An 18,875-nucleotide genomic window follows, 5' to 3' on the forward strand; every position below is an offset into this window, starting at 1 on the left:
TAGCGATTTGTCGGTACCAGCCATGACACTGAAACCCCCGAACGCTAGAATAGCGCCGCTCGGTTCCAGACGCGCTAACTCAGGAGATTTGACAGCTCATGCCCCAAGGTTCCGCCCGTGCGGCCTCACCCGCCCCGTTGATTGCCCCGACGCTGCCGGATAAAAGCGCCGACCACCGCAAATGGGGCCAGCTTCACGGTTGCAGTGACGCCCTGGCCATCTGCGAGAGCGCCAAGCTGCATAAAGGGCTAACGCTGGTGGTTACCCGAAGCACCGATGAGGCCATCCGCCTGGAGCAAGCCATCCGGTTTTTCCTGAACCTGCCACCGGAAGAAGACGGCGCTACGGTGACCGCAGACGGCCTCGAACTGTTGTCGCTGCCGGACTGGGAAACCCTGCCCTACGACCTGTTTTCACCCCACCAGGACATTACTTCCAGGCGTATCCGCACCCTGCACCGGTTGCCATCCACACGCCACGGTATTCTGGTGGTGCCCGCCCGCACCCTGATGCATCGGCTGGCGCCGCCAAGTTACCTACAAGGCAACACCCTGCTATTAAAAGTAGGCCAGAGCCTAAATATCGACAGCTGGCGAATGCAACTGGAGGCTGCGGGATATCACCACGCTGAAAATGTGTATGAGCACGGTGAATATGCCGTGCGCGGGGCGATTCTGGACATCTACCCCATGGGCTCCAACCTGCCCTACCGGATTGACCTGTTCGACGACGAAATCGAAACCTTGCGCACGTTTGACCCGGAAACCCAGCGCTCCATTGACCGAATCGAACAGATCGAACTGCTGCCAGCCCATGAGTTCCCCTGGCACAAAGAGGCACGGTCCGGCTTCCGCAACCGCTGGTTTGAACATTTCCCCCATGCCGACAAAGACGCCCCGGTCTATCAGGACGTCAGTAACGGTATTACCCCGCCAGGCATCGAGTATTACCTGCCATTGTTCTTTGACCAGACCGCCACTCTGTTCGATTACCTGCCCGCCACCACACTGGTGTTTACCGCAGACGGTCTGAACGATGCCGTTGCGGCTTTCGATGCGGAAACCCGCGCCAGGCACGAGGACCGCCGGCACGACCGGCTGCGACCGATTCTGCCGCCGGCCGAGCTTTTCCTGCTACAGGACGAAGTGTTTGGCCAGATCAAGCGATACCCGCGCATCACCTGCACCCCCGACGCCATGGACGGCGCCGGCACTGCCAATTGCGGCGCCACACCGCTACCGGATGTCGCCATGGATGGCCGGGCAGCAGACCCAGCCGGGCGCCTCAAGCGTTTTATCAAAGATTTCCCGGGCCGCGTGCTGATTTGCGCCGAGTCTTCCGGCCGGCGCGAAGCCCTGATCGAGAACCTGCGGGATCACAAGCTAAAGCCTGTCACCCTCAGCGGCTGGCAGGCATTCACTGAAAGTGACAGCGCGACCCTGGCCATCACCATCGCGCCGATGGAACAGGGAATGGTGCTACCGGAGCAGAACCTCGCCCTGATTACTGAAACCGCGCTGTTCGGCGAACGGGTTCTGCAGCGGCGCCGGCGCGAAAAACCCACGGAAGTGGACGACCACGGCTACCGTGACCTGTCCGAACTGCGTATCGGCTCGCCGGTGGTGCATATTGACCATGGCGTGGGCCGTTACAAAGGCCTGGAAACCATCCATGCCGGTGGCCAGGCCGATGAGTTCCTGACCCTGGAATACGCCGGTGGCTCGAAACTCTACGTTCCCGTTTCCAGCCTGCACCTGATTTCCCGCTACGCCGGCACCGACGAAGAGCACGCGCCCCTGCACAAGCTCGGCACCGACCGCTGGAGCAATGCCAAACAAAAGGCCCTGGAGAAGATACGCGATACCGCCGCCGAGCTGCTGGACGTTTACGCCCGCCGAGAAGCCCGCAAAGGCTTCCAGTTTGAAGACCCGAAAGAGGCCTACCGGGCGTTCGCCGCAGGCTTCCCGTTCGAGGAAACGCCGGACCAGCAAGTGGCCATTCAGTCGGTGTTCGAAGACATGACCGGCGAGCGCCCCATGGACCGCCTGGTATGCGGTGATGTGGGCTTCGGCAAAACCGAGGTAGCCATGCGTGCGGCCTTCCTGGCCACCTGGTCCGGCAAGCAGGTGGCCGTGCTGGTACCCACCACCCTGCTCGCCCAGCAGCATTACGAATCCTTCCGGGATCGTTTTTCCGACACCCCGGTCACCGTGGAACTGCTCAGTCGTTTTCGCAGTGGCAGCCAGACCACCAAAGCCATGACCGCTATCGAGGAAGGCAAGGCAGACATTGTGATCGGCACCCACAAATTGCTGCAGGGCGATGTGAAGTTCAAGAATCTGGGTTTGGTCATTATCGATGAGGAGCACCGGTTCGGTGTTCAGCAGAAAGAACGGCTGAAATCCCTGCGGGCGGAGGTGGACATGCTTACGCTGACCGCTACGCCGATCCCGAGAACCCTGAACATGGCCATGGGGCACCTGCGGGATCTGTCGATCATTGCCACGCCCCCGGCCCGCCGGCTATCGGTGAAAACCTTCGTGCGCCAACGTGAAGAGGCCATGGTGAAAGAGGCGATCCTTCGGGAGATACTGCGTGGTGGCCAGGTGTATTTTCTGCACAACGATGTGTCGACCATTGAAAAAACCGCCGAAGATCTGCGCAGACTGATTCCGGAGGCCCGGGTGGGCGTCGCCCACGGCCAGATGCGGGAACGGCAGTTGGAACAGATCATGTCGGACTTTTACCACAAGCGCTTCAACGTGCTGGTCTGTACCACCATTGTGGAAACCGGCATCGACATTCCCAGCGCCAACACCATCATCATCGAGAGAGCCGACAAGTTTGGCCTGGCCCAGCTGCACCAGTTGCGCGGCCGGGTTGGCCGGTCCCACCACCAGGCCTACGCCTACCTGCTAACGCCACCACCGAAAAGCATCTCCAACGATGCCAAGAAACGCCTGGATGCCATCGCCGGCGCCCAGGACCTGGGCGCCGGCTTCATGCTGGCCACCCACGACCTGGAAATCCGAGGCGCCGGCGAGCTGCTGGGCGAGGAACAGAGCGGGCAAATTGAAAGTATTGGCTTCACCCTCTACATGCAATTGCTGGATGAAGCGGTAAAAGCCATTCGCGAGGGCCGCACCCCGAATGCTGAACTGCCCCTGAGCCACGGCACCGAAATGAACCTGCGCATCCCGGCATTGATTCCCGACGACTACCTGCCCGATGTGCACAACCGCATGATGCTGTACAAGCGCATTGCCAGCGTCCAGAGCGAAGATGAATTAAAAGAACTTCAGGTTGAGATGATCGACCGCTTCGGATTATTACCGGAACCGGCCAAGAATCTGATCAACCAGACCCGGCTGCGTTTGAAAGCCGAAGCTCTGGGCATCGGAAAAGTGGACGCTGGCAAGGAATGGGTGCGACTGGAGTTCGGTGCGACCACACCGGTGGACCCTCTGGTGCTGGTTAAAAAAGTGCAATCCGCGCCGGACACCTACAGGCTGGAAGGCGCCAACAGCTTCCGCTTCCGGCTGAATGATGATTCAACCAGTGGTAAACTCGACGCCATTGCAGCCATGCTCACGGAATTGACGCCCGGCGATAAGCCAGCCAAGGCGTTGTGAGCAAACAACGACTCAGGTGGAGTAAGACTCTTGCAAGCCCAGCATTTCTGTTTACGGCACACAGTGATCGGTTCCCTTCTGGCAGCGGCCTTCATGCTCGCCCCGACCGTCCTGATGGCCCAAAGCCAGTCAGGCAACGCACCCCGCGACTACTACCGGGCCGAGTTCATTATTCTGGAGCGACTGGTTGACCCATCCGGCATTGACGAGAAGATGGCTGGTAAACAGGTTGAGCCAACCATTCAGCCAGACAAAGCCCTGTGGGTGGATCAGGCCGACGGCAGCCGCCTCTCCGATCTGAAACTGGTACCGCAGAGTGAGCTGCACCTGAATCAGGCCGCCCGACGCCTTGAAAACAGCGGCAACTATCGGGTACTGGCAGCCACCGGCTGGTACCAGACGTTTCCGCCCAATTACGACGGCGAGCCCCTTGAGATTGCGTTGGGAGACTGGCTGCCGGACGCGGGCCAGCGAGCCGTGGAAGGCCATATCACCATTGACCGGCAACGATTCCTGCACGTGGGCATTCATCTGAATCACTGGATGATTGACGAGAGCACGCCGGCTTCTCCACTTCAACTGGTCACCTGGATCAGGGAAACCCGCCGCATGCGCAGTGAGGAAATCCATTTCATTGACTCCCCCACGATCGGCGTACTGGTTTTCTTCAAGCGGGTGGAGTGAGCACCTCAAGCTGACCAAGGCCGGCCATTGAGCGCTCGAGGATCAACCGGACCCCGGACATCCCCTGCTCAATGGCCTCTTCAATCTCGGCCATGGTAATGATGTGGTCGGATTTGCCCGCCGCCCAGTTCACCACCAGGCCCAGACTCACGTAACGCATCCCCAGTTCCGCCGCCAGCACCGCCTCAGGCATGCCGGTCATACCCACGATATCACAGCCGTCGCGCTCCATTCGGCGTATCTCTGCTGCCGTTTCAAGCCGCGGCCCCTGGGTGGCGCCATACACACCAAAGTCCGAGAACGGCACGGCCGCCTCCCGTGCCGTGGCAACCAGTAGCTCCCGGGCTTCCCGGTCATAAGGCCAGGTGAAATCAATGTGAGTGACGTGCTCCAGCTCGCCTTCAAAGAAGGTACTCGGCCGCCCCCAGGTGTAGTCAATCAGTTGATCGGGAATAACCACATGGGCCGGCCCCATGTCAGGGTGAATACCGCCAACGGCGTTGACACCCACCAGGGTTCGGACGCCGGCATCATAGAGCGCCTGGATATTGGCCCGGTAGTTCACCTGATGGGGCGGAATCCGGTGCGGGTTACCGTGTCGGGACAGAAAAATCACCTTCTGTTGCCCCAGCACGCCATGAACCAGAGCGGAAGACGGCTCCCCCCAGCGGGTGGAGACGGTTTCCTCGCCCACAATGGTGAGATCACTGAGACTGGTCAGCCCGGTCCCACCAATGATACCAACCGGCTTGCTATCAGCGACTGCTGTCATTCTGTTTCTCCGCCTGTGTTCCTGAATCCTGCCCCCGGCCATCCTCTCTGGCTGGCTCAGACGCTGACTGCTCCTGATTGTCGCCGCTGACTTTCACGCCGTCTGGCAGGTGCAGGGTACGTGTCGGGAAGGCCACTTCGGCGCCATGACTTTCGATAATGTCACTGATCTTCAGCAGAACATCCTCTTTGACCTCGTGGAACCGGACCCATTGGGTAGTCTTGGTAAAGGCATAAACCATAATGTCGAGGGATGACGCATTGAAGGCCAGGAAATTCACAATCAGCGTCTCATCGGCCGCAATGTCTTCATGATTCTTGAGCATGTCACGTATTTCATCCACGATTTTCTTCATGGAGTGGACGTCTGCGTAGCGAATGCCGATGGTTTCCGAGATACGGCGGTTGGTCATCCGGGACGGATTCTCCACCGCAATGGTAGTGAAGGCCGCATTGGGAACGTAGAGCGGGCGCTTGTCGAACGTACGAATGGTCGTCAGGCGCCAGCCGATGTGCTCCACCGTACCCTCAATATTCCTGTCCGGGGAACGCACCCAGTCGCCCACTTTAAAGGGGCGGTCCAGATGGATGATAAAGCCACCAAAGAAGTTGGCCAGCAGGTCTTTCGCCGCAAAACCCACGGCAATACCACCCACACCACCAAAGGCAAGAACCCCGGAGATACTGAATCCGAGGGTCTGCAATGCGGTCAGAACCGCGGTAATAATGACAACCGCCCGCAGCAGCTTACTGATCGCGTTCACCGTGGTGTAGTCCATCGGTTTACGCATTTTCATGGGCGAGACCAGAATCTTCTCCGCCTCCTTGACCAGCCTGAGCAGTGCCCAGACAAGAACCCAGACAAATCCGATCTGCAACAGCGTACCGTTCGCCTTGAAGATTTCAGCATCGGAGAAGTGGTGGGCAACCTCTGCTGCCCAATAGACCCCCTGCAGCCAGATAAACGCCACAACCGGCTTGCGGGCGGCATGGAGCAAAGCGTCGTCCCAGAGATTACGGGTGGCACTGAATTTGTTCTCCAGCGCAACGATCACGCGGGATGCAATGAATGCGGCAGTAGCCGTCGCAAACACCAGCATGAAGATCAGAATACCGGCACGCCACCCTTCCGAAAGCATTCCGAAATCTTTTATCCAGCTGTTCAAAATGCTTAATGTTTCTCCGATCATCGTATCCCTCTGAACGTCAGTAATTAAAGAATCAAGACCCGGGTGCCCGGCGCAACGCGTTCAAACAGGTCCGCAACGTCCTGATTGCGCATGCGAATGCATCCATGGGAGTGGGCAACGCCCATAGGCTCGGTATCCGGCGTGCCATGGATATAGATAAAGCGGCGAAACGTATCGACCCCTGGCCCACGATTACGCCCCCATTCACGGCCGCACAGCCAGAGAATTCGGGACAGGATCCAGTCCCGGTCTGGGTGCGCCGCGGCCAACTCCGGCGAATAGCGCTCACCGGTGGGCCTGCGCGCGATAAACACCGTGTTCAGCGGCAGGCCGCGGCCGATCATGGCCCGCACATAGTGTTCACCGCGAGGCGTGCAACCACTGGCATTGCGCTCGCCGGGGCCATTCAGGGCCGTGGATATCCGGTAGCGGGCTAACGCCTGCCCACTTGAATCCACCAGCACCAGGGTCTGGTCGCTGATGGAAATCTCAATATGCGAGATCGGGCTGGATGGTGTATGTACAGGGGGCACGGTTCCCTCCGGTTAAAAACCAGAGGGAAGCCTACCCGAGGCAGGGAACCTCAGGCAACAGAGACTTTGCTCTCAGGTGGCGGAGTCAGCAATTTATCGGGCGCTTGCATGCCGGCTGCCAGGAATGGCACCAGCCTGGCGGCAATCTCCTGCACGGAGGTTTCAACACCCAGTTTGTTCTGCAGGATATCCCGCAAAGCATCACTGCTGGACATGGTGAACGCCGTGGCTCCCAGCATGAACTGGATGCGCCAGTAACGGTCAACGGCGGTGAGTTCCGGCGTAGCCTCTTTGAGCAGTCGCATGAACCGGCCAAACGGCTGGCTGTATTCCTGCTCCAGGAACTTTCGCAGATGGCCCTGGGACTGGGTGTAAGCCAGCCCCAACAGGCGCATGAAGATGGAAATGCCACGCTCATTGCGCTGGGGCATCCGTATGGCACTCTCAGTGAGCGCCCAGAGGGTCTGGTTTAGCGTGGGGGGATTGCCGTCACACCGCTCTTCCAGGTCGTCGAAGGCGGTTTCCAGAGTCGCCGAAAATGGCGTCAGAAATCGGGCAAAAACCGCGTGGATCAACGCGTTTTTAGACCCAAAGTGATAATTGACAGCGGCCAGATTTACTTTAGCCTTACTGGTGATCATCCGGAGTGATGTTTCGGAGAACCCCCGCTCGGCAAACAGCTCCTCAGCAGCGTCGAGTATGCGGTCAACGGTATCAGACTGCGCCATGTTGTTTTCAGTGCCTCTAGCAAACGTCTGTTTGAAACATACGTTTGAAGACCCGCCATGTCAAGTTCGCTCGGCCGGCACCGCGGCAACCGATTGCCAACCCTTATCGATGGCTTCCTGATTACCATCGAAAAACGCCTGCTGAACGCGGCTGTACGCCTTTTCTGCTTCCAGCATGTAAATCAGATACAGGCGCACATACTCCCGCCGGACAAGTTGCCTGGCCAGAACCCGCTGTTCACTCAAGCGGATAATATCGCTGAACCTGGGATGCTTCAGTGCGGGGTTATACTCCGCCATCCTGGCGCATTGCCAAACCAGCCCCTCCTTGCCTTCCAGATGCTCCACGTGCTTCCGGGCATCGCGCAGCAGGCGCTGCCGCTTAACCACAAGGTCCAGATAGGACGGCTTCTCAGTGTAGATCCGCCGGATGATCGGCACTCCCAGCAACAGGATGATAACGAAGGCTCCAAAGCCACCACCGGCAATCCAGGCCGGGATGAAACCGGTGAGCCCGGAGAGAAAAATGGTGGCGGCCACCAGTGCACTGAACACCCACAGGTCGCGACTCCGGCGGGCGGCAGCCATCTGATAGTTGGTTGGCCAGTCAGACATCGACAACAGGTCGAAATCCATCAGCAGCACCCGATCACACTGGCGCAGCATCAGTCTTAGCTTGCGCTGCTTTGATTCCGCCAGCGCTTTCTCTATGTCACCCTGTGACTCGCGCCCTGCCTCGTTGTCCTGCTCATCACCCCCCTCCTGTTCGGCGGGCTCCGGGGTTCGATCAGACTCCGACCGCGCCGCCTCTGATGCTTGCAGAGCCGCAGTGCGCTGAGCCGAGTTCAGGGCAGACCCCGCAGCGTCGGGCACCGGATCAGCCGCACGGCCCGGCCTCAGGACCGCGCCCGGAGCGTTGGCATCGTCTGTCAGGTTCTTTGCTGTTTGCTCAGCCATGAGGCCACCTTATCGGTTCGTTCCTTTTGCAAGTATCGGCCAATACGACTGTTTCTTGAATGTCCTGTTTGCCGACGCTTGTTCAGCGGGCTTTCTTGGCAACCGAACCGGCCACCGGTATCCTTGCTCCATCACATCAGGGTTCAGGAGCACCACTATGTTTACCGGTATTGTTCAGGGTATCGCCAAAGTCACCGAGATTATTGCATCACCGGGCCTGAATACTCTGGTGGTCGACTTTCCAGGGGCACGGGTTGAAGGCGTGACCATCGGGGCGTCGGTTGCCATTAACGGAACCTGCCTGACGGTCACTCGACAGGACGGAACCCACCTTTATTTTGACGCCATGCAGGAAACCCTGCGCCTGACCACACTCGGGGAGCTATCCCCCGGAGACACAGTAAACTTTGAACGGGCAGCTCGCATTGGCGATGAGATCGGCGGCCACCTGCTCAGCGGCCACATTCATACCACGGCTACCCTGGTGGACATCGTTCGGCCAGAGAATAACGTAACGTTGTGGTTCGAAATTCCTTCAGAGTGGCAAAAGTACGTGTTCCCGAAAGGCTATATCGCCATCAACGGCGCCAGCCTGACCATCGGCGAGGTTCAGGAGAACCGGTTTAACGTGCACCTGATCCCGGAAACCCTGCGCGCCACCACGTTCGGAAGCGCTAAGCAAGGGCAAAGGGTGAACATTGAGGTAGACAGCCAGACCCAGACCATCGTAGACACCCTGGCCCGGCTCGGCTACGACCGGCCGCCGACAGCCGGGAGCTGAGGGTTCACAGGCAGGCTTCAAAAACGACGAAACGCGGGCTTGCCGCCCGCTGTACCACACTGCTGAAATAGCGTTTCAGGGAGCGGTGATACCCCAGGTGGCGATTCCCCACCATCAACAAGGTGCCCTCGGGTTCCAGGTGCCGGGCAGCATCCCGGAATAGCCTCAAGGCGATGTGATCGCCTACTACCCCACCCTCATGAAACGGCGGGTTGAGCAGAATCAGCTGATAGTTTCCCGCGCCCCTGTCGACGCCGTCGGAATGGCAGACGCTGGCCCTTGCTTCAAACCCGCAACGCATCAGATTATGCCGTACACTCGCCACAGCCTGAGCGGACACATCGGCAAATTCCACACGGATATCGTCGCGGCAGGCCAGTGCCACCAACCCCAGAACACCGTTACCGCAAGCCAAATCCAGTACCCGGGCACCCTTTGGGAGCCGGGCAACGGCAGGGGCTACAAGTGGCAGCAATTCACGGGTACCAATGTCCAGACGGTCCCGGGCAAACACCGCAGGCATGGCCTCCACGGCGACTGAAACACCCGGAACGGAATAACCTTTCCAGAGCCCTGACCAGCCCGCCAGGCTTGCCTCTCCCCGGCGACAGACCACAACACGCGCCTTTTTGCGGGCTGGCAGAACGGCTTCGGTGGGCATGGCTTCGGCAAATACGTCAACACTGCGATCTGGAAGGTGCTTGATCATGCCCCCGGCAAGCAGGCAGCCATTGCCTGCCAGTGCGGAATTCACCCAGCGCAGCAGCCACGCCAGGTATTCGCTTTGACGGGGCACACGCATGACGATCAGGTCAAAGGGCCCCTGCGGTGGATTCAGCCAACTGGCCAGCTGTACCGCGGAAGGTATATCGGGATTCAAAGAGATGTTAGCGCTCAATGCGCCCCCCAGAACTGCGCTGTCTGCCACCGATACCGGTGCGTAGTCAGACAACCCGAGCGTGAGTGCGCCAAACTGGTCATCCACCACCAACACACGATCGCCGGCGTGCACTCGGCGTAGGGCTTCATCCAGAAGCAGCTCATCCGCTGCATCCCAGGCACGTAAGTTCGGGTCACTCACGCCGGGGCGACAGAGCACTCGCTGACCAGCAGAGAACTCTAACGTTGCGGTTGTCATTTTGGGCACTCTGTTTCAGGTTTGATGAAAATGACCGGTTTTAGGCTGTTTACTCTAGAAAATAATCCTAAGTTAAAGCTGTTCACGCCGAACACCCTTTCCGGTTACGTAGTCCGGCTCTTCATGCCCGGACGAACGGCACTTTTCCGGAGATACACTTTTGCCCCTTACCCCAGGGGCTTTTTTTATGGGCGCAACCCGGCACTGGCGCGGCGAAAAGCCCGATAAACCGTAAAGCGACGATCCTGAGCCAGTCGCTCTACCGGCCCGATATGCCGCTGGATGTCGCCCTCATAGGGCAGGAAACTGTTTGCCACCAGTCGCAACTCCCCTCCGGGCACCAGGTGACCAGCCACATCCCGGAGAAACTGCTCGGTCATGGACGTGTCGGTTTTGACCCCGCTGTGGAACGGCGGATTGGTCACTACCGCCTGCCACCGCCCTTCAAGGGTCGAAAGCCCGTCGGCAGCGTAGATCTGGCCATCCAGGCCTGCCCTGGCATAGGTGGCTTCGGAACAAAGCACAGCCTGGGCCTGGACATCCACGCCGTCCACTGTCACCGGTGAGCGCCCCTGCCGTTTGGCAAAGCCCTGCAACCAGCTACCGATCACGCCGGCGCCACAGGCAAAGTCGAGCACGCGCTCAGCCTTCAAGGGCGACTCCGCCAGGGTTTCAAGCAGCATCCGCGTGCCCGCATCCAGCTCCCCTTCACTGAATACCCCCGGCAGTCCAGCCACGGCGATTTCAACGCCTGCACACTCGAGCTGGCTCCAGCTGATCCATTCACGAACATCGAACACCGACAGGGGCTGACTATTGGTGCCGACCCAGACCTGACAATGCCGGGCACTGTCCACCTTGCCCGTATCGGAAGCCACTTCGTTGAACTGTTTGACCGCACCACCGATGCCTTCTTTCTTCTCGCCAATCAGCACCAACCTGGCGCCTTCACAACCCAGAAACCGAGCCATTGTCAGGCGCAAAGCCAGCTCCGCCCGGGCCTTGGGCAGAAAAACCACAATCGTGTCGTAATCTGCGGCGGCCAGACCATCGGTGTCGTAGCCAAAACAGGTCTTCCAGCCAGACCGCTGTGCCAGTGCGCTGTATACGCCCGCATGCTCACTCATGGCCAGGCCACTGTCACCACATTGGGACAGTACAAGAGGCTCAGTAACACCCAGTAAGGCAAGCCGTCCCTGTAACAGATCGCGGTTACGAAGAAGAACGTCGTGGGTATTGGTCAGTGCAGACATGGATAGCAAGCCCGTTGGAGATCGTAAAAGGCGCTATGCTAACCGGAAAAAAGCCCTGAGTCTGCCATCGCGGCACATCAGGGCTTTATCAGAAAGGGAAACGGAACGGTAAATCAGAACACCAGTGGGCACCTGGTGAAGGCCTTACTTGTATCGAGCAACGGTGCCGACACGCAGTGCATCTTCCGGTGACATTCCCCAGTCTTCCTGGGGGCGGGGTTCGCTTCGCTTGCTGTCCTGCCGATTACTGCTCATGGTCGTGGCCGCGTTTCTGCGAGCTTCGATTGCACTCAGGGCCTTTTGCATCAGTTCTTTCATGGTCACCTCCCTCATTACTACAGTACCTACTGTACCAAACACAGGGGTGACCATCTGTGATGACGCCAAGGGTCAACAAGTGACGCTCGTCACGATTCTTTGACACTTTTTGACATTTAAGGTGTCATGTTTTTTGACGACCTGACCGAACGGGTCGCTCCACCAGCGCCTGAAGGTTTTTCTGACGAACCTTCTCCCGCTCCTCTTCACCGGTGATCGCCAGCCCCATGTCACGCAGCAGGCCATCGGCCACATCGTAGACAAATCCATGAACGGTCAGGGGTTGGCCACGGCGCCATGCCTCCAGGAGAATGTTGTTCTGGCACACGTGGGCTACTTGTTCCAACACGTTCAGTTCGCACAGGCGGTCCACCCGGTCCTCAACCGTCGGCAAGGCATCCAGAACGGACTGGTGGCGGTCCCGAACATCCTGTACATGGCGCAGCCAGTTTGAAATCAGGCCGAAGCCCTCGTTCAGCAGTGCTGCACGCACCCCACCGCAACCATAGTGGCCAACAACCATGATGTGTTTGACCTTCAGCACGTCAATCGCAAACTGAAGCACCGACAGGCAATTAAAATCCGTATGCACCACAACGTTCGCCACATTGCGGTGCACGAACAATTCCCCCGGCATAAGATCGACAATCTGGTTGGCCGGCACCCGGCTGTCTGCACACCCGATCCAGAGATATTCCGGTGCCTGCTGGTTTTTCAGGCGCTCGAAAAACTTCGGATCGCCCGCTTTGATACCGTCTGCCCAGGCACGGTTTTTCTCCAATAAATGTTGCAGGTGTGGCATTCACACGTCTCCCGGCATTGATTCCCGCCCGGGATTGAACGGGAATCAACGGCATAACGCAATAGTCAGTTGGTCTTGGCGTCTTCGGGCGACTGATGCATGGTGCTCTGGGCCAGGTCCAACAGCTCCCGCAAAGCCACTGAAAACATTGCGTATTCGGGCTCCCGGGCACTCTTCAGCTCGGCCAGCATGGCTTTCCAGCGATCAATCATGGGCTGATGCTTCACCTGCCAGGCGTCCACACTGTCCATGACATCCTCGGGTTTTCTGGCCAGCTTAAGGACGCCCGTCGTCAGGGCCCGTTGCTGCCAATCCAGATCTTCCCGGAAGCTCTCACGGGCCAGCGCCTGCCAATGGGAATTCGGTGTCAGCACCGCAATGGAGTTGGCGAACCAGTTCAGATCAAGCCGCTCACCCAGGTCGTAGTAGAGGTTGGCCACAGTCTTGAGTGGCATACTGGTTGCCTCCTGAGCTTCAATAATGCCCAGGGATGAGTACAGATACCCGGTACCAGCCAGTACCTGGGCAAGGTCTTTTGGCAGGCCCGCACTGGCCAGGTCCGAATGGCGTTTTTCCCAGACGGCACAAGCCTGTTCACCCAGGTACTCTGGCAGGCTGGACGTAATCGCCCAGACGCTGTCGGCAAAGCGTTCCATATGGCTCTGGATATTGAGCTCTGCGCGGCGATTGCGAAGCAGCCAGCGCACAGCCCGTCGCATCAGGCGCATCAGGTCCTGCATCAGTTCTATCTGCAAACTGGCGGACACGTGGTAATCCAGTGCTTCAATGCGGTCCCACCAGTTGTCAATGCGGAAGACGTCGCGGGCAATAATCCAGGCCAGGGCAATGGATGCCGCATCCGCGCCCGTTGACTGGTTCAGCCGCTCGACAAAGGTGATACCCATGTGGTTAACCATATCGTTGGCAATCTGCGTTGCGATGATCTCCCGCCGCAACTGGTGCTCGCCAAGCTCCGAGGAAAACCGCTTGGTGAGTTCCTTCGGGAACACCTTGTACATTTCCCCGGCCAGCAGCGGGTCATCCGGCAGGTCGCTGTCAATCAAGGCCTGCTTCAGGTCGCCTTTGACATAGGAAATCAGCACCGACAATTCAGGTCGGGTCAAACCCTTCTTGGCCAGCTTGCGTTCGGACAACGCTTCGTCATCCGGCAGAAACTCCAGATCCCGGTTCAGCTTGCCCTGCCCCTCGAAGGTATTCATCAGCCGGCGATACTCTTCCAGGCGTGGCGCCGTATCGATACTGGCAATGCTGATGGCCTGGGTCTGGCGGTAGTTATTCTTGAGCACCAATGCGGAAACATCGTCGGTCATTTCTTCGAGCATGATATTGCGCTGCTTGCCGGTGAGATCGCCCATGGCGACCGCACGATTGAGCAGGATCTTCATGTTCACTTCATGGTCCGAGCAATCCACACCGCCAGAATTATCGATGAAATCGGTATTCAGCCGACCGCCTTTCAAGGCGTACTCGATGCGCCCGAGCTGGGTAAAGCCCAGGTTACCACCCTCTCCGACCACCTTGCAGCGCAGCTCACCGCCATTGACCCGAAGGCCATCGTTGGCTTTGTCGCCTACATCGGAGTGACTTTCAGAGGCAGATTTCACATAGGTGCCAATACCACCCACCCAAAGCAGATCCACTTCCGCCTTGAGAATGTGGCTAATCAGCATATTGGGCGGAACACGGTCGGCCTTGATACCCAGCAGCTTTTTCATCTCCTGGCTGACCGGAATGGACTTGGCGCTCCGGCTGAATACGCCACCCCCCTTGGAAATCAGCTTGGCATCGTAATCGGTCCAGGCTGAACGGGGTAACTCAAACAGCCGCTTACGCTCCTTGAAGCTCCTTTCAGCATCCGGGTTGGGATCGATGAAAATGTGAATGTGGTTGAAGGCCGCTACCAGCCGTGTTTTCTCGGAGCACAGCAATCCATTACCGAAAACGTCGCCGGCCATGTCGCCAATACCAATGGCGGAAAATTCGTCTACCGCGGGGTTGATGCCCATTTCGCGGAAGTGCCGCTCAACCGACACCCAGGCACCCCGGGCGGTGATGCCCATTTTCTTGTGGTCATAGCCATTACTGCCGCCGGAGGCGAACGCATCGCCCATCCAGAAGCCGTATTCGGCCGCCAATCCGTTGGCAATGTCCGAGAAGGTCGCCGTGCCTTTGTCCGCAGCAACCACCAGATAGTGATCATCGTCATCGTGACGGATCACCCGCTGCGGCGGCTCAATGGCCGAATCCACCAGATTGTCAGTGATATCCAGCAGCCCGCGAATGAATGTTTTGTAGGCAGCAATACCCTCCGCCTGGAACGCCTCGCGGTCCGAAGGATCTGGCAGGCGCTTGGCCACAAAACCACCTTTCGCGCCAACAGGCACGATGACGGCATTCTTCACCTGCTGGGCCTTGACCAGGCCCAGGATCTCAGTGCGATAGTCCTCGAAACGGTCGGACCAGCGCAGGCCACCACGGGCCACTTTACCGCCACGCAAGTGCACACCCTCAACCCTCGGCGAGTACACGAAGATCTCGAACATGGGCATGGGCAACGGCATGTCCGGTATCCGGGTTGGGTCAAACTTCACGCTGATGTACGGCTTCGGCTGACCGTCGGCATCCGGCTGGTAATAATTGGTGCGTAACGTGGCCTGCATCAGTTCCATGAACAGCCGCAGCACCCGGTCTTCACTGAGGTTCTCAACTTCATCAAGGCCGGCATTGAACTCAATTTCCAGCTTCTGCTGAGCTGCCTCGCACTTGCCCCGGCTCTGGAACCGGTCCGGATTGAAACGGATCTCAAACAACTCCAGCAGTGTCCGGGTCAGATTGACGTGGTTCACCAGGGTGTTGGAGATAAAGGTCTGACTATTGGAGAAGCGGATCTGGCGCATATAGCGGGCGTAAGTCCGCAACAGCGCGATTTCCCTCCAGCTCATGTAGGACGACAGCATCATCCGGTTGAAGGCGTCGTTCTCCGCCTCACCGTGCCATACCCGGCGGAAAAGCTCCTCGAAGATCGGGCGAATGCGATGAATGTCGACCACGCTGCCGGAATGAGCCTGCAGGGTGAAATCGTGAATCCATACCGTCTTGCCGGTACGGTCGATGACCTCAAAAGGGTGCTCTCCGATGACACGAAAGCCAAGATTGTCAAAAATCGGCATCACATCAGAGAGGGGCAGCGGTTCATCCGGATAGAACAGCTTGAAGTGCAAGGTACTCTCGTCTTCCTCCAGCGCCCGGTAAAAACTCATGGCCAGGTCATCGTTACGGGCCGAGGCGACAATGTGCTCCAAATCAATAGCCGCCCGCCGGGGAGAGAACATATCGGTATAGCTCGCTGGGAAGCCACCAGCCCAGACCCGGTACATCTCGTTACCGTATTCCTCTCCGTAGGCTTCACTTAGCGCCTCATACAGGCCATCACGCCAGGATTGCGCCAGTTCAATGACCTTGTCCCGGATTTCCGCCAGCGGCAGCTGCCGGTTTTCAACCTGCGGCACCCGGATGGTGAACTGTACCCGGGCCAGCACCGATTCGGAGAAGTGGGTGACGAATTCGATGTCTTCCGCTTCCAGCCTGTCCAGCAGTACCTGCTCAACCTTCAAGCGCAGCTCGGTGTTGTAGATATCACGGGGGAAGAACGCCAGACAGGTCACAAACTGGCCGTAGACGTCTTCGCGCATGAACAGCTCAATTCGACGGCGCTCCTGGATGTACAGGATATTCTTGGCCACCCGCAACAGTTCATCGGTTTCAATCTGGAACAGTTCGTCTCGGGGATACAGAGTGAGTATCTGCTCCAGCTCCTTGCCTGCGTAGTCATCGGTCAGGAAACCGGAGCGCTTCATGACACTCTGGAATTTGCGGCGCAGCAGGGGGATTTCATCGGGCCGCTCGTTGTATACCCTGGCGGTGTACAGCCCCAGGAACCGGCGCTCACCAACCACTTCACCTTTACTGTTGAATTTCTTGACCGCGATATAATCAGGGTACGCCGGGCGATGTACCCGGGAACGCTGTGCCGACTTGGCAAAGATGAAAATATCGTCCGTGCGGGTCATCTCGTGCCGGGTTCGCTGGGGCAGCTCATTCAGGCGAACCTTGTCAGGGCGTTCGTTGTTGACCCTCAGAATGCCCAGCTCCGAATTTTCAACCCGGCGGACCACCATGCCCTGTTTGTCCTTCGCGAAGTCATACTCGTCATAGCCCAGGAACGTGAAGTGATCTTCCACCAACCACTGCAGGAAGGCCTTCGCCTCCTGCTTTCCTTCGTCACTGATGCCAGCCGTCGTGGCCTCGAGTTCGGAAAGAATCTCACTCACCTTGTTTTTGACAACCGGAAAATCCTCCACGGCAATCCGCACTTCGTGGAGCACATTCTGCAGGGCATCCTCAAGGTTACGCAGATCTTCCGGCGCGCTGTGCCGGTCTATCTCGAGGACAATAAACGATTCGTAGGCGGCACCGGCCGTCGCCTTTTTAGTGGATAACAACTTCTTGAGCTTGCCATCCTTGTCCCGCTGCACATTCAGGATGGAATATTGAATCGAGTGCGTCCCGATCTCACGCTGATTAATAGCAATTCGTAGCGAATCGATCAGAAACGGAATGTCAGGGTGCAGGATGAAAATGACGGTATGAGTGGACTGCCATCCGTCGCTTTCCAGATCGGGATTGAATACTGAAACAGGTGTCGCCTCGGCATTACGTTTCTGGATAAACTGCCACGCCGCAAGCATCGCACCATAGGTATCTGAAAACCGGCGACTCACCAATTCCTCTAGAGGAACATGCGCATAATGTTGTCGGGCGAATTCCGCGATCTTTTTCGCCTCGGTCTTTGCAATCTTCTCTGAGAACGCATCGGCCAACTGTTCAAAAAACTGATCCTTGCTGGCGATTGTCAGCGCATTCATATCCAACCTCTGGTTTGTGTGAAATAAACGTAATCAGGGTATCGTCACATAAGCATAGTCAAGCCCTTGATTTTTGCCGGCCAGACACCAAAACTGCGGCAACTACTTACGCAGAATTTCGTCCCGCGCCCGCTGGACTATCAAGAACCAAGAGCAAAGAATTTCATGTCGTTACAGCAAACGTTTGGTGACCTCCGTGCGCAACTGGCAAAACGCATCATCGGCCAGGAGAAACTGGTAGACCGGCTGCTGATTGCCTTGCTGGCTGATGGCCATTTACTGGTGGAAGGCGCCCCCGGCCTGGCCAAAACCACCGCCGTAAAAGCACTCTCCGACCACCTTGAGGGTGATTTCCACCGTATCCAGTTCACCCCGGATCTACTGCCCTCCGACGTCACAGGCAGCGAGATCTATCGGGCTGAGACGGGCCTGTTCGAGTTCCAGCGCGGGCCCATCTTTCACAACCTGGTACTGGCCGATGAAATCAACCGCGCACCAGCCAAGGTTCAGTCCGCCCTGCTGGAGGCCATGGGTGAGCGCCAGATCAGTGTTGGCATGCAAACCTTCGCATTACCCAAACTGTTCATGGTGATGGCCACCCAGAACCCGATCGAGCAGGAAGGCACCTACCCGCTGCCGGAAGCCCAGCTCGACCGTTTCCTGATGCATGTGGTGATTCACTACCCGTCTGCCGATGCCGAGAGACAGATTCTGCACCTTGCTCGCAGCGACTACCGTCAGGGAATCCCGAACGTAGACATTCGTCTAACAGAGGATCAGGTGATGTCTGCACGCCAGGCGGTATCGGACATCTACATGGCAGAACCGGTCGAGCAGTACCTGTTAGCCCTGATTCTTGCCACCCGGGATGCCGCCAGCCTGGACCCGGAACTGGCCCGCTGGACCGCGTTCGGCGCCAGCCCCCGCGGCACCATTGCGCTGGACCGCTGCGCCCGCGCCCTGGCCTGGCTGGACGGCAGGGATTACGTCACACCAGACGATGTTCGGACCATGGCCTTTGATGTGCTTCGGCACCGGATTTTGCTGACCTTTGAAGCCGAGGCTGAAGGCATGACCGCAGACACCGTGCTCCAGAGACTGATTGACCAGGTTCCGGTGACAGCCTGAAGTTACCTGCAGCA

At 58.1% G+C, this 18,875-nt stretch carries 14 protein-coding genes; 4 read left to right on the forward strand and 10 right to left on the reverse strand.

What is annotated here, in order from left to right; genetic code table 11:
- Window positions 1-98: 98 nt before the first annotated feature.
- Window positions 99-3,632, forward strand: a complete 3,534-nt coding sequence (mfd, locus tag ACZ5Q2_RS15965; protein WP_432209894.1) for a transcription-repair coupling factor — start codon at window positions 99-101, stop codon at window positions 3,630-3,632.
- A gap of 93 nt (window positions 3,633-3,725) precedes the next feature.
- Entirely contained in the window at window positions 3,726-4,316 is a 591-nt protein-coding gene (locus ACZ5Q2_RS15970) for a CsiV family protein (protein WP_432209893.1), read from the forward strand.
- Here the strand turns inward: ACZ5Q2_RS15970 and ACZ5Q2_RS15975 are convergent.
- The 5 genes from ACZ5Q2_RS15975 to ACZ5Q2_RS15995 are packed head-to-tail and all read right to left on the reverse strand — an operon-like array spanning window position 4,300 to window position 8,495.
- Window positions 4,300-5,088, reverse strand: coding sequence for an S-methyl-5'-thioinosine phosphorylase (locus tag ACZ5Q2_RS15975; RefSeq protein ID WP_432209892.1), 789 nt, complete (start codon window positions 5,086-5,088; stop codon window positions 4,300-4,302). The genes ACZ5Q2_RS15970 and ACZ5Q2_RS15975 overlap by 17 nt on opposite strands.
- Window positions 5,072-6,277 (reverse strand): mechanosensitive ion channel family protein, encoded by a 1,206-nt coding sequence (locus ACZ5Q2_RS15980; RefSeq protein WP_432209891.1) that lies wholly within the window; start codon window positions 6,275-6,277, stop codon window positions 5,072-5,074. Before ACZ5Q2_RS15980 ends, ACZ5Q2_RS15975 begins: the two co-directional genes overlap by 17 nt.
- Before the next feature lie 23 nt (window positions 6,278-6,300).
- Window positions 6,301-6,810, reverse strand: a complete 510-nt coding sequence (locus ACZ5Q2_RS15985) for a L,D-transpeptidase family protein (protein WP_432209890.1) — start codon at window positions 6,808-6,810, stop codon at window positions 6,301-6,303.
- A 50-nt stretch (window positions 6,811-6,860) separates the two neighbouring features.
- A complete protein-coding gene (locus tag ACZ5Q2_RS15990) occupies window positions 6,861-7,538 on the reverse strand; it encodes a TetR/AcrR family transcriptional regulator (protein ID WP_061331848.1) in 678 nt (225 codons plus the stop codon).
- 60 nt (window positions 7,539-7,598) lie between these two features.
- Window positions 7,599-8,495 carry a hypothetical protein gene (locus ACZ5Q2_RS15995; protein ID WP_106695436.1) on the reverse strand — a complete coding sequence of 299 codons (897 nt, stop codon included), beginning with the start codon at window positions 8,493-8,495 and terminating at the stop codon, window positions 7,599-7,601.
- Window positions 8,496-8,652: 157 nt separating this feature from the next.
- On the opposite strand from ACZ5Q2_RS15995, the gene ACZ5Q2_RS16000 reads away from it, so the two are divergent.
- Window positions 8,653-9,276, forward strand: a complete 624-nt coding sequence (locus tag ACZ5Q2_RS16000; RefSeq protein WP_431474962.1) for a riboflavin synthase subunit alpha — start codon at window positions 8,653-8,655, stop codon at window positions 9,274-9,276.
- Between the two features lie 4 nt (window positions 9,277-9,280).
- On the opposite strand, the gene ACZ5Q2_RS16005 is transcribed toward ACZ5Q2_RS16000, so the two are convergent.
- The 5 genes from ACZ5Q2_RS16005 to ACZ5Q2_RS16025 all read right to left on the reverse strand — a co-directional run bounded on the left by ACZ5Q2_RS16005 (window position 9,281) and on the right by ACZ5Q2_RS16025 (window position 17,733).
- The gene (locus tag ACZ5Q2_RS16005; protein ID WP_432210689.1) at window positions 9,281-10,414 is read right to left on the reverse strand and encodes a class I SAM-dependent methyltransferase; all 1,134 of its coding nucleotides are present in this window, start codon (window positions 10,412-10,414) and stop codon (window positions 9,281-9,283) included.
- 185 nt (window positions 10,415-10,599) lie between these two features.
- The gene (locus tag ACZ5Q2_RS16010; protein WP_431474960.1) at window positions 10,600-11,667 is read right to left on the reverse strand and encodes a methyltransferase; all 1,068 of its coding nucleotides are present in this window, start codon (window positions 11,665-11,667) and stop codon (window positions 10,600-10,602) included.
- 144 nt (window positions 11,668-11,811) lie between these two features.
- Window positions 11,812-11,985: a hypothetical protein gene (locus tag ACZ5Q2_RS16015; protein ID WP_172972251.1), complete on the reverse strand. Its 174-nt coding sequence runs from the start codon at window positions 11,983-11,985 to the stop codon at window positions 11,812-11,814.
- A 124-nt stretch (window positions 11,986-12,109) separates the two neighbouring features.
- Complete coding sequence (gene can, locus ACZ5Q2_RS16020; RefSeq protein ID WP_061331843.1) at window positions 12,110-12,787, reverse strand: carbonate dehydratase; 678 nt, start codon at window positions 12,785-12,787, stop codon at window positions 12,110-12,112.
- Window positions 12,788-12,852: 65 nt separating this feature from the next.
- Complete coding sequence (locus tag ACZ5Q2_RS16025) at window positions 12,853-17,733, reverse strand: NAD-glutamate dehydrogenase (RefSeq protein ID WP_431474959.1); 4,881 nt, start codon at window positions 17,731-17,733, stop codon at window positions 12,853-12,855.
- Window positions 17,734-17,898: 165 nt separating this feature from the next.
- Between ACZ5Q2_RS16025 and ACZ5Q2_RS16030 the strand changes: the two genes are divergently transcribed.
- Complete coding sequence (locus tag ACZ5Q2_RS16030; RefSeq protein WP_061331841.1) at window positions 17,899-18,861, forward strand: AAA family ATPase; 963 nt, start codon at window positions 17,899-17,901, stop codon at window positions 18,859-18,861.
- Window positions 18,862-18,875 lie beyond the last annotated feature (14 nt).

The organism is Marinobacter alkaliphilus (genome assembly GCF_055394375.1).

Bases quoted from the DNA above. Each gene is read 5' to 3' on its own strand.
- mfd (WP_432209894.1), top strand. From the start codon at position 99: ATGCCCCAAGGTTCCGCCCGTGCGGCCTCACCCGCCCCGTTGATTGCC.
- ACZ5Q2_RS15970 (WP_432209893.1), top strand. From the start codon at position 3,726: ATGCTCGCCCCGACCGTCCTGATGGCCCAAAGCCAGTCAGGCAACGCA.
- ACZ5Q2_RS15975 (WP_432209892.1), bottom strand. From the start codon at position 5,088: ATGACAGCAGTCGCTGATAGCAAGCCGGTTGGTATCATTGGTGGGACC.
- ACZ5Q2_RS15980 (WP_432209891.1), bottom strand. From the start codon at position 6,277: ATGATCGGAGAAACATTAAGCATTTTGAACAGCTGGATAAAAGATTTC.
- ACZ5Q2_RS15990 (WP_061331848.1), bottom strand. From the start codon at position 7,538: ATGGCGCAGTCTGATACCGTTGACCGCATACTCGACGCTGCTGAGGAG.
- ACZ5Q2_RS15995 (WP_106695436.1), bottom strand. From the start codon at position 8,495: ATGGCTGAGCAAACAGCAAAGAACCTGACAGACGATGCCAACGCTCCG.
- ACZ5Q2_RS16000 (WP_431474962.1), top strand. From the start codon at position 8,653: ATGTTTACCGGTATTGTTCAGGGTATCGCCAAAGTCACCGAGATTATT.
- ACZ5Q2_RS16005 (WP_432210689.1), bottom strand. From the start codon at position 10,414: ATGACAACCGCAACGTTAGAGTTCTCTGCTGGTCAGCGAGTGCTCTGT.
- ACZ5Q2_RS16010 (WP_431474960.1), bottom strand. From the start codon at position 11,667: ATGTCTGCACTGACCAATACCCACGACGTTCTTCTTCGTAACCGCGAT.
- ACZ5Q2_RS16015 (WP_172972251.1), bottom strand. From the start codon at position 11,985: ATGAAAGAACTGATGCAAAAGGCCCTGAGTGCAATCGAAGCTCGCAGA.
- can (WP_061331843.1), bottom strand. From the start codon at position 12,787: ATGCCACACCTGCAACATTTATTGGAGAAAAACCGTGCCTGGGCAGAC.
- ACZ5Q2_RS16025 (WP_431474959.1), bottom strand. From the start codon at position 17,733: ATGAATGCGCTGACAATCGCCAGCAAGGATCAGTTTTTTGAACAGTTG.
- ACZ5Q2_RS16030 (WP_061331841.1), top strand. From the start codon at position 17,899: ATGTCGTTACAGCAAACGTTTGGTGACCTCCGTGCGCAACTGGCAAAA.